Genomic DNA, 13,779 nt, shown 5'->3' with positions numbered 1-13,779 from the left:
TTCTATTTCTATTTATTTTTAAAATATTCTGCTACAATTTCCCGTAAAAAATAGGGAAATAAAATTTCCGACTGACCTAATTTTTTCAGCAATGGGAAATACCAAGCAAATAGATATTGGTCAGGTAAAAGGATTTGATACTTTTGCTCATCATTAATTTTTTCGAGCGAATCATCCTTCGCATTTTTCAGGTAAAAGTCCCCATTGATTGGTTCAATTCCTTGAAAAATAAGTGAGCCAAAAGTTTTCCCACGAAACCCCATCCCTTGAATTTTTTGAGTGGCTAAAAAAGCCGAAACATCAATAATTTCAAGTAAAACTTGCCGAAGTTCCTCACCTGTAAATGTGAAGCGAACCAAGCGGATTGAATGAGGTAAAAATTCATGTAAATCATCCAAAGTCAAACTTTGCGGTAACTCATCCGTCACTAATAGACCAGAATTTATCAGACAGAGTGCTGTCTTTTCATAATCTGCAAAAAGTTTTGCCAGATAATGACTTGCTGTAAAATCTGGAGATAGATTAGGCAAGGGTTTAGCTAACTGAGTAACTACTGTTCCTTCTAAAAGTTGATGTCCTCTTAGTTCCCAACCATTTGTTTCGACATTGTCTGATCTTTTTTGCGGAAGCGTGTTGGTTGCGATTGCTTCAATCTGCGCATCAACTAATTGATTATTTTCATTAAAGGCCAAATCAATTTGTCCCACATACTCACCATAGCGACCAGCAGCAGCAAGCAAAGTTTGATTGACTTGAGCGCCATGTTCAAACAAATGATGCGTATGAGCTCCGATAATCAAGTCAATATCATAGTCTTTTGCAATTTGTTCATCGACATTCTTACCCAAATGAGAAAGCAAAATAGTAAAATCACAATCCATTTTGGGTAAAAGTTGCTCTAATACAACAAAAGGGTCTAAAAGCTCCCAACCTACTTGAGGGTATACACGCCCATATGGAGCCGTCAATCCAATCATACCAATGCGTAAGCCAAATGAAGTGGTCACAATCAAAGGGTCAACTTGAGCAAAATCAGTTATCAAATTGGATAAGAGAACTGGAAAATTAGCCTCATCATAAAGATGCGAAAGCATCTCATGCGTCAATCCCAAACCCTCATTGTTACCAATGGTTGCGGCTGTTAAATTTAAGCGATTCATCAATTCGACATTAATTTGCCCCTCTGTTGCCTCCGTCAAAGGGTGGACCCGGTCCACATTATCACCCAAGTCAAAACGTAAACTTTCAACTTTTTCCTGTGATTTTTCCGCAAAAAAACGCTCAATCACAGGGAAACGTTCCAAGTGAGAGTGTAAATCATTCAAATGGAGGATACGCAGTTTATTCATAATACTATTATATCATAAGTAATAAGCTTTGAAAGCCTCCGTTCACAAAAATAAAAAGCGCGATTGCGCTTCTTAAATTACTTTAATTTGAATTAAGCACCCGTTGACCCAAACCCACCTGTTCGTTCTTCTTTTTCTTGATTTTCATCGCCATCAGCAACTAAGAAGGGCATAAATACTCCTTGAACCACGCGCTCTCCTTTTTCAACTAAAACTTCTTCATCAGTGAAATTACGCATTTGCATAAACATGTGTCCTTCATTATCAGGATTATTATAATAATCCTTGTCGATGACACCAACCGAATTGATTAAAACCAATCCTTTTTTACGAGGATTTGATGAGCGATCATACATATAAAGAACTTCGCCTGTCTGCATATAAGCCTTTAAACCTGTTGGAATTAATTTAATTTCACCTGGAGCAAAACTAACGGTTTCAGCTGCTTCAATGTCATAACCTGCTGAATGTTCAGTTGAACGTTTTGGTATATTAATTCCAGCATTTTTATATTTAGTTACCACTTCAAATCCACGAATTTTCATCTCTTACCTCATTTGTTTTTTTCTATTATATCATAAAAAAAGCACTCAGAGAGCGCTTTTCATTTAGACTTCTTCAGCATTTGTTTCGATGAGATGTTGATACCAGTAATAAGAATCCTTCGGTATCCGTTTCAATGAACCTTCCATTGTTTCATCTTGGTCAACATAGACAAAGCCATAACGTTTTTGGTAGCCATTTAACCATGAAAGTAAGTCAGTATAAGACCAAGTATGATAACCAATGACCGTAGCACCGTCAGTCATGGCTTCTTTGATTGCCTTAACGTGACTTTCTAGGTATTTAATTCGGTAATCATCATGAATTTTTCCGTCTTCAACTTTATCATATTCGCCCAAGCCATTTTCTGTAATCATCACTGGAATACGATAACGAGAAGTGATACGACGAAGTGCAATTCGCAAACCTTCTGGGTCAATTTCCCAATCCCAATTTGTGCGGTCAATGAACGGATTTTGAATTTTTTTATGAAGCCCAGGAATTCCTGATTCTTTGGTTGTTCCTTTTTTACCGCTTGTATTAAATGAACCGACTCCAACCCCACCATCAATTGGATTCAATGCGTTAGTCGCCGTTTGGTAGTAATTAATGCCTAGAAAATCAGGTTTAGCTGACTTCAAGAGTTCAGCATCTCCTGCTTCAAATTCAGGTGCTAAACCATTTTCCCGCAGATAAGCCATTGCTGCAATTGGGTATTCACCATAAAGGTAAACATCCATCCAAAAGTGGCTATAAAGTTCTTCAGCGTTCTCAGCAGCCAAAACATTTAAAGGGTCAGAATCCTTAGCATACTGCGGTGTATAGGCGAATGAAGGGCCAATTTGTCCATCCATTTCAAGCTCATGAAACTTATTAATTACCGCAGCATTTGCCAAATTCGCGATATGATTGACCTGATAAAAGAGCTTCATATCTCTTTTCCCTGGTGGGTGAGTCGCGAGTGACCAACCTTGACTTGTAAAGATATTTTGTTCATTAAGCGATACCCAATATTTTACTTTACCTTTAAAGGCTTTAAACAAAACTTCAGCATAGTTAACAAAATCTGAGATAATTTCTCGTGATTCCCAGCCGCCATACAGGTCTTCTAAAGCTTGGGGCAAGTCCCAATGATAAATCGTGACAATTGGTTCAATATGATTAGCAATCAACTCATCAATCAAGTCTTCATAGAATTTCAAGCCCGCTTGATTGACTTCGCCACGTCCGTCAGGTAAAATACGTGTCCAAGCAATCGAAAAACGGTAGGATTTAAGTCCTAATTCTTTCATCAAAGCGACATCTTCTTTGTAACGATGGTAATGATCAACAGCAACATCCCCGTTTGTCCCTTTAAAAGTTTTACCCGGAATGCGGACAAAGTTATCCCAGACACTCGCTTTTTTACCATCTTCAAAAGGTGCTCCTTCAACTTGATAAGCTGCTGAAGCTGAACCCCAAAGAAAATCCCTTGGAAATGAGCTCAATTTTTTGTGTTCCATATTATTCCCCCACTGGTTATTTATACTACTATTATAACATTTGTAACCGTTTTATTTTGTTTTATATTTTGGAATTTGTTTTTTTATTTTAGACAAAAAAATTTAAAAAGTTGCCTTAAAAGACAACTTTATTTTCTTGTTTTTATCTTTATGTCTTTGTGTGCTTGTCTATTTTCTTCTTCTATTTTGGTGGCCTTCTTTTTTTGACTGCGTGCAATAAAAATCATCACGAAACCAATTAATACAATCGCTAGACCAAGCCAGTTATGATAAGCCACAAGCAATAGGCCTAAACTGATAAAAGCTATTCCCCAGGTACTCATACAACACTCACATTAAAGAAGACAGCCGCTCCAAATGAGCTTCCCTTAATTAATTGTTTAGCCATGGCTGCGTCAGTCGTTGCATCGTCCGTTGGAGTTTCAAAGAAAAGTTTTAATCCTTGTTTTTTGGTATGTTTAAAGCCATTTTCTTCTAAAAGTTCAATAATTTCTTTTTGCATCATTGCAGAATTTACGAGTATCATAGTATTTCCTCCTCTATGAATGTTTTTTATCACATCTGATAAGGTTTATATTTATAAATCTTACCAGATTTAACAAAAAATGTGTAGAGCAAGTTTTCTTGCTTGCTCTACCATTAATTTCAAATTTAGTCAAGTTCTGTTTCTTCCAACTTGTTAGCTGCGATAACGAATGGTACCCAGATAACGAAGGTGATGATTAAGTTGATGATTGTAAGGACAATTGCCCGCCAGTCAAAGCCGGTTGCCATGAAGGCATTCATAATTGGTGGTGTTACCCACGGCACAGCATTGACAACTGGATCAACCAAGTGAAGGGCTGTTGCAGTGTAGGCGATGATTACAGAAATCAAAGGAGCTACTGCAAATGGGATAAAGAAGATTGCATTCAAGACAACTGGTAGACCAAAGAGGACTGGTTCGTTGATATTGAAGATACCTGGCGCAAGTCCAAGACGTCCAACAATCTTGTAGTCTTTACGTTTAGAGAAGAGGATGATTGCAATAACAAGTGTAATTGTACCACCCGATCCACCAAACCATGCAAAGGCATCCCATGAACCACGTACCCAAAGGTTAACATAGTCACCATTAATGGCATGAGCTTTATCAACCGCACCTTTAGCAATCAAGTCACGGATACCTTGTGAGTGAACTTGGAAGTAAAGGGCTTGGTTATTAAGTCCAAGAGGTCCCCAGATACCATCGAGTACTGGTGCCAAAACGTTTGGGCCGTGAAGTCCGAAGAACCAGAATACTGAAACAAAGAGTGTAACAATCAGTACTGAGAAGATATTTTGTGACAGAATTTGGAACGGTTCTGCGATGTAGTGAGTGATAAGGTTAATGACAGAGTCATTAGTTAATTTACCAATGATGTAGTAGATTAAGCCGACGATATAAAGGGCTGCGATTGTAGGAATGATAGCCAAGAAAGCTTTTGCTACTGCAGGTGGAACTGATTCTGGCATCTTAATTGTGATGTCAGCAAGCATGAGTTTTGCATAAATAATAACTGCAAGGGCACCCATAATAATAACTGTGAAGTAAGCTCCAGCATCGAGGTGAGCTGAGGCAAAGAGTGGTTTCCAAGCGGCAAGTCCTTGATCTCCAAGTACGCCATTGATCTTGTCAGTTGCTGCTACACCAGCTTTACCTGTCCCAAGGGCTGCTGTAAATTTACCCATTTGGTTTGGCAAACCTGCAAATAGGGTTGCAACTGATACGATACCACCAGCGAGGTCGTTGACTCCGTAAGCACGGGCCAAATTGTAACCCCAAGAAAAGGCAAAGATAAGACCAATAACTGTCAGTGTTCCTTGGTTAACAAGGGCTGAAATATTGTTCAAATCACCAATAATTGGTGTATTAGCAAGTGTCCAGACTTTTTCTGGTGCTAATTTTGAGAATGCTGTTGCTCCCAACATCATTTGTTGGATAGCTGATGGGAATGTTGTGACAATAGCCGAAACCATTGCAGCCAAGGCACCAGCAAGTGTTGCTGGCAACATACCGATAAATGAGTCACGCAGCGCAACCAGGTGTTTTTGAGACCCAATCTTTGCCGCAACAGGGACGAGATATTTCTCCATCCACGCAGTAATTCCGTTCATGGAATTCCTCCTTTATAATATAATAATAAATAACTTTCAAAAAAACTTTTTGAACATAATTAAGGTCTGTCAGTACTGACAGAATTGAAGCCTCATCATTTATTTACTTTCGATGAGTTTAAATGAACTCCATGGTTTTAGGAAATCAAGCAGGAATAATTCATCATCAGCAATGCGCCCGACCACATTCACACGGCCATCATTTTCCATTTCACGCAAAGCAATCTGAGTTTCACCTTTATATTGACCATAGCCTTCGTTGTCGATAATGACATCACCACGTTGGATTTTATCAGTATCATGAGCTGGGAAGTCAAGGTCTTTATAAGTGATTCTTGTCATTGTTGAGCGGAGCATATAAGCTGATTTATCCCCACGATAGCTATGTGTCGCTTCAAAAAGACATTTTCGTTCATTCTCAGTAATTGTTTCACGTGGAACGACTTTGACTTCTGGCATGCTTGCATTAAATGCTTGACTCATCGCTTTGAGTTCTTCTTCACTCGCATAAGCATTAGCAATGGTAATATCATCAATGCCACCAAGAAGCTTATAATGCTTCACTTGAGTTGCGATTTCAAGTGCTCTGTGGTCCTCAAGGGTACAAAGACCATCTTGAGTTGGCCAAGGACCAAAAGTAGCAGCGTGTGAATTGACAAAGGCCATGGTGTTTAAGTTATAACCTTTGAATTTTTCTGTGCATTTAAGATAATGGTTAAATTCCAATCCTGTATAACGATGAGGATAGAAGTTATGACTACCTAAGAGTTTTTCTGTATCTGGAGAATAGTCCATTATCGAATCAACATAAGTCGTTCCTTGACTCATATTGATTTCAATTTTAATTCCGTAAGGATTGCGAGTCATTCGGGCTTCTTCGGCTCCTGTGAAGCCAATGTCAAGTCGAACACCGTCTGCTCCCATTTCATGGAAAAAGCTCAGGTCATCATAGCTGATATTAAGCTGTGTAAAGAGACCTGGATTGATATCCACCATCACTTCCATTCCTAATTGATTGGCATAATTTACAACTTTTTTAAAAGCTGCAAGTACTCCTTCTTTATCCCCATCAATTTCAAGCAAGGAAGTAAACACACGTTTGAATCCGTATTGATGCGCTAAATCAAGATATGTTTTATCCGCCTCAAAGTTTGAACGTTCTGGATAGATAGATACCCCTAATTTTCCCATTTATTTCTCTCCTTTTTCTAATTTTCATACTTCATTTTTGATTTCTGAAATATAGCTTAACTCTATGATAAGGCTTTCAAAAGATTTTTGCAAGCGTTATCCCTCTAAAAAAAACATGTTTCTCAAATTGAAACAATAACGACAAATTCTTATTTTTAGATAGGTTTAGCGCTTTCTTTAAATTAAATCTTTAAAATAAGCAAAAGTGAGCTATACCAATTTTCTTAGTAATATTAGTGTAATAAATATATTATCTCTTCCACACTCTTCTAATTTTTTTACCGCGGTTCATTATGCCCTTTTTATTTTTGCACAAAAAAAGTTACTGACAAAGCTGTCAGTAACTTTTTAAAAGTATTCACGAAGTATGGCTTGATTTTCTTTTAAAATTTTAGCCGTAAATTGACCAATTGTCATTTTTTCTGCTTTTCCTTCGCCAATTGTCATATTATTTTCAGCAATAATATCATCAGTAATTTGGACTGAAAAATTCGGTTGACCATTTACTTTTAAAAATTCTTTTAGATTAACGATGCGAGCTTGCATATAAGGCACAAGTTTAATTTCTGCTCGCTGAGGTTCAATCATTTCTTCTTCTAGTAGTGTATCCGCAGGAGCCTGCCAAGCGATTTCTGAAAAAGAACCTGCATGACTTGAAATGAAGCGATAAAGGGCTTGTTTGGCCTCATCAGTTAATGTAATAAGCTCTCTAATCACAAATGTCATTTCTGAAAATTCATAGAGTAAATATCCAAGAGCTTTGCCATTTTCACGGTAGATTGCTACATGAGGTTGTGATTTATGGATGAAAAAATATGACCAAAGTTCCTCTGAACGAACAAGCGAGCCTTGGTTGTAAGCCTTCTGATGAATGTCTGTCAGCACTTTAAAAATCTCACTACTTTTACTGACAGTTTTTTCGTTTGACATTTCAGCTTCAAATTCAAACTTTTCACGGCTAATTTCTCCCGTCGTTCTTTGCCCTTTTGGAAAATCCTGAGCAGGGATTTTATAATGCTTTTGATTAAAAGCATAGTGGTAACCAAATTTTTCGTAAAAGCCGTACGAAAATGGTGCCAAATATGAAAAAATTGTCCCCTCTTCATAATCTTCTTGCAGGCTCTCGGTCATCAACTGGCGAATGGCTCCATTTCCTCGGTACTCAGGATAGCTTGCAACATAACCAATACCAGAAATTTTCACATTTTTATCTCCCCAATGGCCCCTGAAATGTGAATCAATCAGCATTGAAGTTAATTTCTCATTTTCATAATGACCATATGCTTTTGAAAATTCCAGAAGTTTATCAAAAGCTCTTGCACGTTCTAATGTTTTTGGCTTATGAAAGGCGTATATTGCTAAATTTAAATATTCTTTTTTTTCTTTTGTATTCGTATTCATAAATTCATTTTAACACAAAACTGTAGAAATAAGAAAACATTTTTGTTAGCGTTTACTTTATAAAATTATTCTCGAAAAATAAAAATAACAGCCTACAAAAGGCTGCTATTTCAAATAGTAATTTCGATTTCATTTTCTTCGGGGTCTAAGATGACGGCTTCATAATATCCATCTCCCGTGGTTCTTGGCCCAGATTTGACTTCAAAATCATCTGCCAAAAATCGCTGACAGAGTTCATCCACTTTTTCTTTGGAACCAACAGAAATAGCTAAATGGGCATAACCTGTCCAAACAGATTTGTCAGCACTTTTCAAGTTCTCTTTAGTCCCAATTTCAAGTCGCGCTCCATCAGAAAAAGTTAAAAAGTAAGATTGAAAAGTCGTTTTAGGATTATGATATTTTTGACCCGCCTGCCCTTCAAAATAATGCTCATAAAAGTGACGCATTCCTTCCAAATCTTGAACCATTAGACCAACATGTTCAATTTTCATCACATTTCTCTCTTCTTTGATTAGTGCGCTCTACCTCCGTTGTAGGCACGATTAACATTATCCAATATGGCAACCATTTGACGTTTCTTGAAACGTCCAAGGAAAAAACCAACGGCTTTATCATTGACCATTTGAATAAAACCATTTGAGCTTTGATTTTCTTCAATAATGACCTGAGTGCTGCGGTCATCAATTTTATGCAATTCCCAGCGTGTGCTAAAGGTATTACGATTTGTTTTAGTCGTGAAAGCATAAATGCTTGGTTCTGTCAGCTCGGTAATTTTAATGGTTCCTCTTTGATTTTTACCAAAGCTTTTATTATATTCATAGCCATTAAGACTTCTGACTTTAGGCCGTTTTCCTGTATTTTTTTCGATATCAAATAAACACGAATCAACTATTTTTTCAAAGATAAATTCTCTTGGGGCATCAACTATTTTATCAATTCTCATCTTTTTCTCCCTTATCAAGTTTTTTTAACTAAGTTTATTCTAGCAAGATTAAAGATTCTTTGCAAGCACTTTCATGTTTTCAATAGCAAAATAAATTTCTATTTAAAAAATGGTAAGCCAATAAAAAGAAAGAACAAAATGATAAAGGCGCCAATTGCAAATACTCGATATTGTTTTGGAATGGAGGGTACAAAAGCCTTTGGAGGAAGAATAACTGACAACAAAAGTCCTCCAATTGCTCCCCCGATATGCGCCCAAATACTTACATTTCCTAAAGAAAAGAGGTTCATCACTAAGTTGGCAACAATTAATACTGCAAACATTCGACCGATTTGTTGTAAAAATGGATGTTTTGTAAAATAGGCTAATCCAACAACTGCCGCGAACAGTCCAAATAGAGAAGTCGAAGCACCTGCAGAAACCACTTGAGGCGTCAATAGAAAGACCATCGCATTTCCAAAAATACCTGACAAAAGGTAAATCAGCGTAAAACGTAGCCAACCAAAAACATTTTCAATTTGTCGGCCAATGAAAAAGAGCGTTGCCACATTTAATAATACATGCGCCCAACCAATATGGATAAAGTTCGCCGTAAGTAAACGCCACATTTGGCTTGGGTCAAAGACCATTACTTGACCGAGTATGGCTCCGCTTTTAAAAAGATTAAATGCTGAGGTCGCTGAGGTTCCATAAGTGAAAAATTGCCATAACCATACTAAAAGAGTGATTATTGATAAAACATAAGTGGCTTTGTAACGTGTAAAATCTCGTTTAATTTCATTAAAATTCATTATTTTTTCTCCCTATAAAAAGTTTTTTTACTGCAATATCATGTGCTTCAGCAGCGAAATCCATTTTTTGAAAATCATAAAGAACTGAAGCAGTCATGCCTTCAAAATTAGCTAGATAACGGTCATAATAGCCGCCACCAAATCCAATTCGATGACCTTCATCATTCCAAATTAAACCGGGAACTAAGATAAAATCTGGTTCAATTGCTAAATCTGATTTTGGCTCGAGTAAGCCAAATTTTGAGCGAACAAGATTTTCCTTGTCATATTTAGCAAAGATCATTTGACGCTGAGGTAGACATTTGGGAATTAAAATTTCTTTGTCGTCAGATTGGTCAAAAAGTTCTGTCAAATTAAATTCAATTGGCATTGACATATAAAGCGCTATTTTTTTTGCAGATTTCCAATCTGAGGAAGCGGTTAACTGCTCTAAAACTTCCTTGTTCTGACGCCCTTTCTCGTAGTCTGAAAATTTTTTAACATTTGTAATATTTTTTTGCGATTTTCTACTTTACTTTCCATATTAACTATGATAACATGAAAGTGTAAGTTTTTGTTTTACGATTAGTTCTGTGCTTTTGGGTTCATTCCTATTCAAGAAATTAGATTTACAAATTTATAAAATAAGGAAGTACCAAAAATGGCACAAGGAACTGTTAAATGGTTTAACGCAACTAAAGGCTTCGGCTTTATCACTACTGAAGAAGGAAACGACGTTTTCGCACACTTCTCAGCTATCCAAACTGATGGATTCAAAACACTTGACGAAGGTCAAAAAGTTACTTTTGACGTTGAAGAAGGCCCTCGTGGACCTCAAGCTGTTAACATCCAAAAATAATTAAAGCTTTGAGGGTCACTGACAAAATTGTCAGTGACTTTTTTTGCGCCATTTTTTTACTGACAAACTTTTTTATATGAAAGCCTTAACAAAAAAATGCTTTTTTTAAAGAAATAGCCTTGTAAAAACAAGTAAAATGGGCTAAAATAAAGGAATCAATTTAGTTTATTTAGGGAAAAAATGAAAGATCTAACAAAAGGAAATATCTTAACAGGACTCATTGCGTTCACTTTACCTTTACTCATGGGTAACTTTTTTCAAGTCCTCTATAACACGGCAGATACACTCATTGTCGGACAGACATTAGGAAAAGATGCGTTAGCTTCTGTTGGAGCGACTGGCTCCATCAACTTTTTAATTGTCGGTTTTGCTCAAGGAATGACAGCGGGCCTAACCATTTTAACGGCTCAGCGTTTTGGGGCGAAAGATAAATTGGCCATCAAAAAATCATATGTGACCGGTCTTTATTTTACCGTTGCCGTTTCTATCATACTTAGCATTTTATCACTTATATTTGTTGGACCTCTTTTGCAAGCTATGCAAACGCCAAGCCAAATTTTTGAGGGTGCCAAAACTTTCCTAAGCATCATGTTGGGTGGGATGATTGCCACTAATCTCTATGCCTACCTCTCTAATGCTCTTCGGGCTTTAGGCGATTCAAAAACGCCTTTATATGCCTTAATTGCTGCCTCAATTTTAAATATTGCTTTTGAATATTTTGCGATATTAGTTTTGAAATTAGGAATCGCAGGAGCAAGTGGAGCGACAATCTTGGCCCAAATGATTTCTGTTTTATTCCTTTTTTGGCACATTAGAAGAAAAGTTCCTGAATTTCAAATCAGTAAAAATTTATGGCGGTTGGACCGGGCAGAAATTGCTCACCATGCTAGACTCGGGATTCCAATGGGATTCCAATCAAGCATCATTGCAATTGGCTCTATCACACTACAAGTTGCCTTAAATAAAATGGGAACCAATGCGGTGGCTACACAGGCAATTGTTTCAAAAATTGACCAATTTGCTATGCTTCCGATGATTTCAATCGGGCTTGCCATGGCTACTTTCGGCGCCCAAAACTATGGAGCCAAACAATACAAACGGATTAATCAGGGCTTGATGCGTGCCCTTGCCATTGCGGTTGGTTGGTCCATTGTCTTTGCAATTATCTTGAATCTGGCGCATTTCTATTTCACAACGGCCTTTATCTCAAGTAGCCAAACGGCTGTTATCGAGATGTCCAGTCATTATTATCTGGTCAATGGTAGTTTTTATTGGCTCTTAGCGATTTTATTTGTCACACGCTCAACCATTCAAGGTCTTGGAAATGCGAAAATCCCAACACTTTGTGGCTTTGCTGAGCTATTTATGCGGGCCGGTGTCGCAATTATCGGGGTACTTTTGCTGAACTATACGGTAATCATTTCAAGTAATCCTGCCGCTTGGCTTGGCTCGACATCCATTTTAATTCCAACCACCATTCGTATGATTAAACGTTTTAGACAAAACCAAGATTTAGCATAAAACCGTCTCTAAGACGGTTTTTTATTTTACTGACAGTTTTTTAGCAAATAGCCATCAGTAATTTTTACTGATAGAATTTTGGCAAAATAAACTGACCAGCATTTTCAAATTCTTTGGCTACTTTTAGTAATTCAATTTCAGAATTTTTAGGTCCCCAGAGTTGAATCCCCAATGGAAGATTTGTTTCTTTATTGACATAAATCGGTAGTGAAAGAGCTGGTTGTCCCGTCAAATTACTGATGAAATTATAGGGTGTAAAGGCCAATGAACGCTCAAAAGCCGCCTCAATAATTGCTATTTGTTGTTCAAAATCATATTGACTGATTGCTGACATTTTGATCAATATTTCCTCTGTCATTAATTCTTCACCAATTTTTGGCGCTGTTTTTGCCGTAGTTGGGGTCAAAAATAAATCATAGTCAGCATAAATCTTGTCAGCAAAGGTTTCGGCTGCCTGATCCCATTGAGCCAAAGCATTAATATAAGTGGTGACGGGCGCTTTTCGTCCAGCTTCTAAAAGGGCATAAGTCAAAAGTTCAACATCTTGACTTGTCAATTGGCGACCCGCTGATTTTTCCCAAGGTTCAAGCATAGCCGCCGTTTCCGCTGCATTCATCTGATAATAAGATTGAATTAAAGGACGAGCATTCAATGGAAAATCAGTTTCCACAAGTTCATGTCCCTGTCCTTTTAAGAATTCAACAGCTTTTTTGACCGCTTTTAGAGCGTCATCAGAAAGTTCAATTCCAGAAATCGGACTTTGCAAAGAATAAGCAATTTTTAATTTTACTGACGAATTTTTACTGACAAAACTGTCAGTAGATTCACAGACTTCTAAAAGTTTTTTCTCATCTAACAAGCGCGCCTGATAAGGCGCTGCCTCTTGCAAAGTTTGCATTTCCAAAATAAATCTTGCCGTATCCCGCACTGATACTGTTAACGCCCCTGAAATAGATGCCCCTTGCCAACCTCGATAAGAGCCTGGCCCTTGTGGCATTCGCCCACGCGTCATCTTTAGACCAATCAAACCTGAAAATGAGGCTGGAATCCGAATTGACCCTCCGCCATCAGAAGCTCCAGCAATCGCAAACATCCCAGAAGCCACGGCTGAAGCCGCACCACCAGATGACCCACCCGAATAATAATCAGAATTCCAAACATTTCGTGTATCACCATAAAGTTTTGAATCCGAAATATTTTTAAAACCAAACTCTGGCGAATTCGTCTGCCCATAAGGCGTCAATCCTGCCCTTATCAGCGCTTTAACATAATTATCATCCTCAGATGCCACATTCTCTGAAAAGAGCTGAGAGCTAGCTGTATCAGGCAATCCTTTATGCGTTTGCCCCAACATTTTCAACGCAAATGGCAGTCCTGCAAAAAAACCTTGACCTGTCAAAGCTAAATCTTCTTTTGCGACCGCTAAATCCTCTGCCACAATCGCATTGTAGAGTGGATTGAGCTGGTCAATTTTTTGCTTTGTCATTTCTAATAATTCTTTGGCAGAAAGATTCCTTGATTTCAATTGCTCCGCCCAATAAGTTGCATCTTTAATTTCAAGCAT

At 37.6% G+C, this 13,779-nt stretch carries 14 protein-coding genes and 1 pseudogene; 2 read left to right on the top strand and 13 right to left on the bottom strand.

From position 1 onward, the window contains the following. Positions 1–8: 8 nt before the first annotated feature. The 12 genes and pseudogenes from RSC39_RS00855 to RSC39_RS00800 all read right to left on the bottom strand — a co-directional run bounded on the left by RSC39_RS00855 (position 9) and on the right by RSC39_RS00800 (position 10,378). Positions 9–1,349, bottom strand: coding sequence for a bifunctional UDP-sugar hydrolase/5'-nucleotidase (locus tag RSC39_RS00855; protein WP_332534398.1), 1,341 nt, complete (start codon positions 1,347–1,349; stop codon positions 9–11). Positions 1,350–1,441: 92 nt separating this feature from the next. Beyond that, positions 1,442–1,894, bottom strand: coding sequence for a dUTP diphosphatase (locus RSC39_RS00850; protein ID WP_332534396.1), 453 nt, complete (start codon positions 1,892–1,894; stop codon positions 1,442–1,444). A gap of 63 nt (positions 1,895–1,957) precedes the next feature. Further along, positions 1,958–3,394, bottom strand: coding sequence for a glycoside hydrolase family 1 protein (locus RSC39_RS00845; protein ID WP_332534394.1), 1,437 nt, complete (start codon positions 3,392–3,394; stop codon positions 1,958–1,960). Positions 3,395–3,522: 128 nt separating this feature from the next. Beyond that, positions 3,523–3,717 (bottom strand): hypothetical protein, encoded by a 195-nt coding sequence (locus RSC39_RS00840; protein ID WP_011834275.1) that lies wholly within the window; start codon positions 3,715–3,717, stop codon positions 3,523–3,525. Beyond that, a complete protein-coding gene (locus RSC39_RS00835; protein WP_011675233.1) occupies positions 3,714–3,920 on the bottom strand; it encodes a hypothetical protein in 207 nt (68 codons plus the stop codon). The genes RSC39_RS00840 and RSC39_RS00835 overlap by 4 nt, the downstream gene beginning before the upstream one ends. A gap of 125 nt (positions 3,921–4,045) precedes the next feature. Then, entirely contained in the window at positions 4,046–5,530 is a 1,485-nt protein-coding gene (locus RSC39_RS00830) for a PTS sugar transporter subunit IIC (RefSeq protein ID WP_011675232.1), read from the bottom strand. A 99-nt stretch (positions 5,531–5,629) separates the two neighbouring features. Further along, positions 5,630–6,721 carry a DUF871 domain-containing protein gene (locus RSC39_RS00825; RefSeq protein ID WP_014571894.1) on the bottom strand — a complete coding sequence of 364 codons (1,092 nt, stop codon included), beginning with the start codon at positions 6,719–6,721 and terminating at the stop codon, positions 5,630–5,632. A gap of 348 nt (positions 6,722–7,069) precedes the next feature. Continuing rightward, positions 7,070–8,122, bottom strand: a complete 1,053-nt coding sequence (locus RSC39_RS00820; protein WP_332534390.1) for a GNAT family N-acetyltransferase — start codon at positions 8,120–8,122, stop codon at positions 7,070–7,072. A 110-nt stretch (positions 8,123–8,232) separates the two neighbouring features. After that, positions 8,233–8,613 (bottom strand): VOC family protein, encoded by a 381-nt coding sequence (locus RSC39_RS00815; protein ID WP_332534388.1) that lies wholly within the window; start codon positions 8,611–8,613, stop codon positions 8,233–8,235. Positions 8,614–8,633: 20 nt separating this feature from the next. Next, positions 8,634–9,065, bottom strand: a complete 432-nt coding sequence (locus RSC39_RS00810; protein WP_011675228.1) for a DUF3284 domain-containing protein — start codon at positions 9,063–9,065, stop codon at positions 8,634–8,636. Between the two features lie 98 nt (positions 9,066–9,163). Then, positions 9,164–9,856 carry a rhomboid family intramembrane serine protease gene (locus tag RSC39_RS00805; RefSeq protein WP_332534386.1) on the bottom strand — a complete coding sequence of 231 codons (693 nt, stop codon included), beginning with the start codon at positions 9,854–9,856 and terminating at the stop codon, positions 9,164–9,166. After that, positions 9,846–10,378, bottom strand: a pseudogene (locus tag RSC39_RS00800) (5-formyltetrahydrofolate cyclo-ligase). Before RSC39_RS00800 ends, RSC39_RS00805 begins: the two are co-directional and overlap by 11 nt. Before the next feature lie 118 nt (positions 10,379–10,496). Here RSC39_RS00800 and RSC39_RS00795 point away from each other — a divergent pair. Beyond that, positions 10,497–10,694 carry a cold-shock protein gene (locus tag RSC39_RS00795; RefSeq protein ID WP_011675226.1) on the top strand — a complete coding sequence of 66 codons (198 nt, stop codon included), beginning with the start codon at positions 10,497–10,499 and terminating at the stop codon, positions 10,692–10,694. A 180-nt stretch (positions 10,695–10,874) separates the two neighbouring features. After that, complete coding sequence (locus RSC39_RS00790) at positions 10,875–12,215, top strand: MATE family efflux transporter (RefSeq protein WP_011675225.1); 1,341 nt, start codon at positions 10,875–10,877, stop codon at positions 12,213–12,215. Positions 12,216–12,279: 64 nt separating this feature from the next. Here RSC39_RS00790 and RSC39_RS00785 read toward each other — a convergent pair whose 3' ends face one another. Continuing rightward, positions 12,280–13,779 carry an amidase family protein gene (locus tag RSC39_RS00785; RefSeq protein WP_332534383.1) on the bottom strand — a complete coding sequence of 500 codons (1,500 nt, stop codon included), beginning with the start codon at positions 13,777–13,779 and terminating at the stop codon, positions 12,280–12,282.

The organism is Lactococcus sp. (assembly GCF_036648155.1).
Lineage (GTDB): Bacteria > Bacillota > Bacilli > Lactobacillales > Streptococcaceae > Lactococcus > Lactococcus cremoris.
This window is presented reverse-complemented; position numbering and strand designations above follow the sequence as displayed.

Coding starts and splice junctions, on each gene's coding strand:
- RSC39_RS00805 (WP_332534386.1), bottom strand. CDS start 9,856: ATGAATTTTAATGAAATTAAACGAGATTTTACACGTTACAAAGCCACT.
- RSC39_RS00820 (WP_332534390.1), bottom strand. CDS start 8,122: ATGAATACGAATACAAAAGAAAAAAAAGAATATTTAAATTTAGCAATA.
- RSC39_RS00835 (WP_011675233.1), bottom strand. CDS start 3,920: ATGATACTCGTAAATTCTGCAATGATGCAAAAAGAAATTATTGAACTT.
- RSC39_RS00815 (WP_332534388.1), bottom strand. CDS start 8,613: ATGAAAATTGAACATGTTGGTCTAATGGTTCAAGATTTGGAAGGAATG.
- RSC39_RS00845 (WP_332534394.1), bottom strand. CDS start 3,394: ATGGAACACAAAAAATTGAGCTCATTTCCAAGGGATTTTCTTTGGGGT.
- RSC39_RS00830 (WP_011675232.1), bottom strand. CDS start 5,530: ATGAACGGAATTACTGCGTGGATGGAGAAATATCTCGTCCCTGTTGCG.
- RSC39_RS00855 (WP_332534398.1), bottom strand. CDS start 1,349: ATGAATAAACTGCGTATCCTCCATTTGAATGATTTACACTCTCACTTG.
- RSC39_RS00850 (WP_332534396.1), bottom strand. CDS start 1,894: ATGAAAATTCGTGGATTTGAAGTGGTAACTAAATATAAAAATGCTGGA.
- RSC39_RS00785 (WP_332534383.1), bottom strand. CDS start 13,779: ATGCTTGAAATTAAAGATGCAACTTATTGGGCGGAGCAATTGAAATCA.
- RSC39_RS00810 (WP_011675228.1), bottom strand. CDS start 9,065: ATGAGAATTGATAAAATAGTTGATGCCCCAAGAGAATTTATCTTTGAA.
- RSC39_RS00840 (WP_011834275.1), bottom strand. CDS start 3,717: ATGAGTACCTGGGGAATAGCTTTTATCAGTTTAGGCCTATTGCTTGTG.
- RSC39_RS00790 (WP_011675225.1), top strand. CDS start 10,875: ATGAAAGATCTAACAAAAGGAAATATCTTAACAGGACTCATTGCGTTC.
- RSC39_RS00795 (WP_011675226.1), top strand. CDS start 10,497: ATGGCACAAGGAACTGTTAAATGGTTTAACGCAACTAAAGGCTTCGGC.
- RSC39_RS00825 (WP_014571894.1), bottom strand. CDS start 6,721: ATGGGAAAATTAGGGGTATCTATCTATCCAGAACGTTCAAACTTTGAG.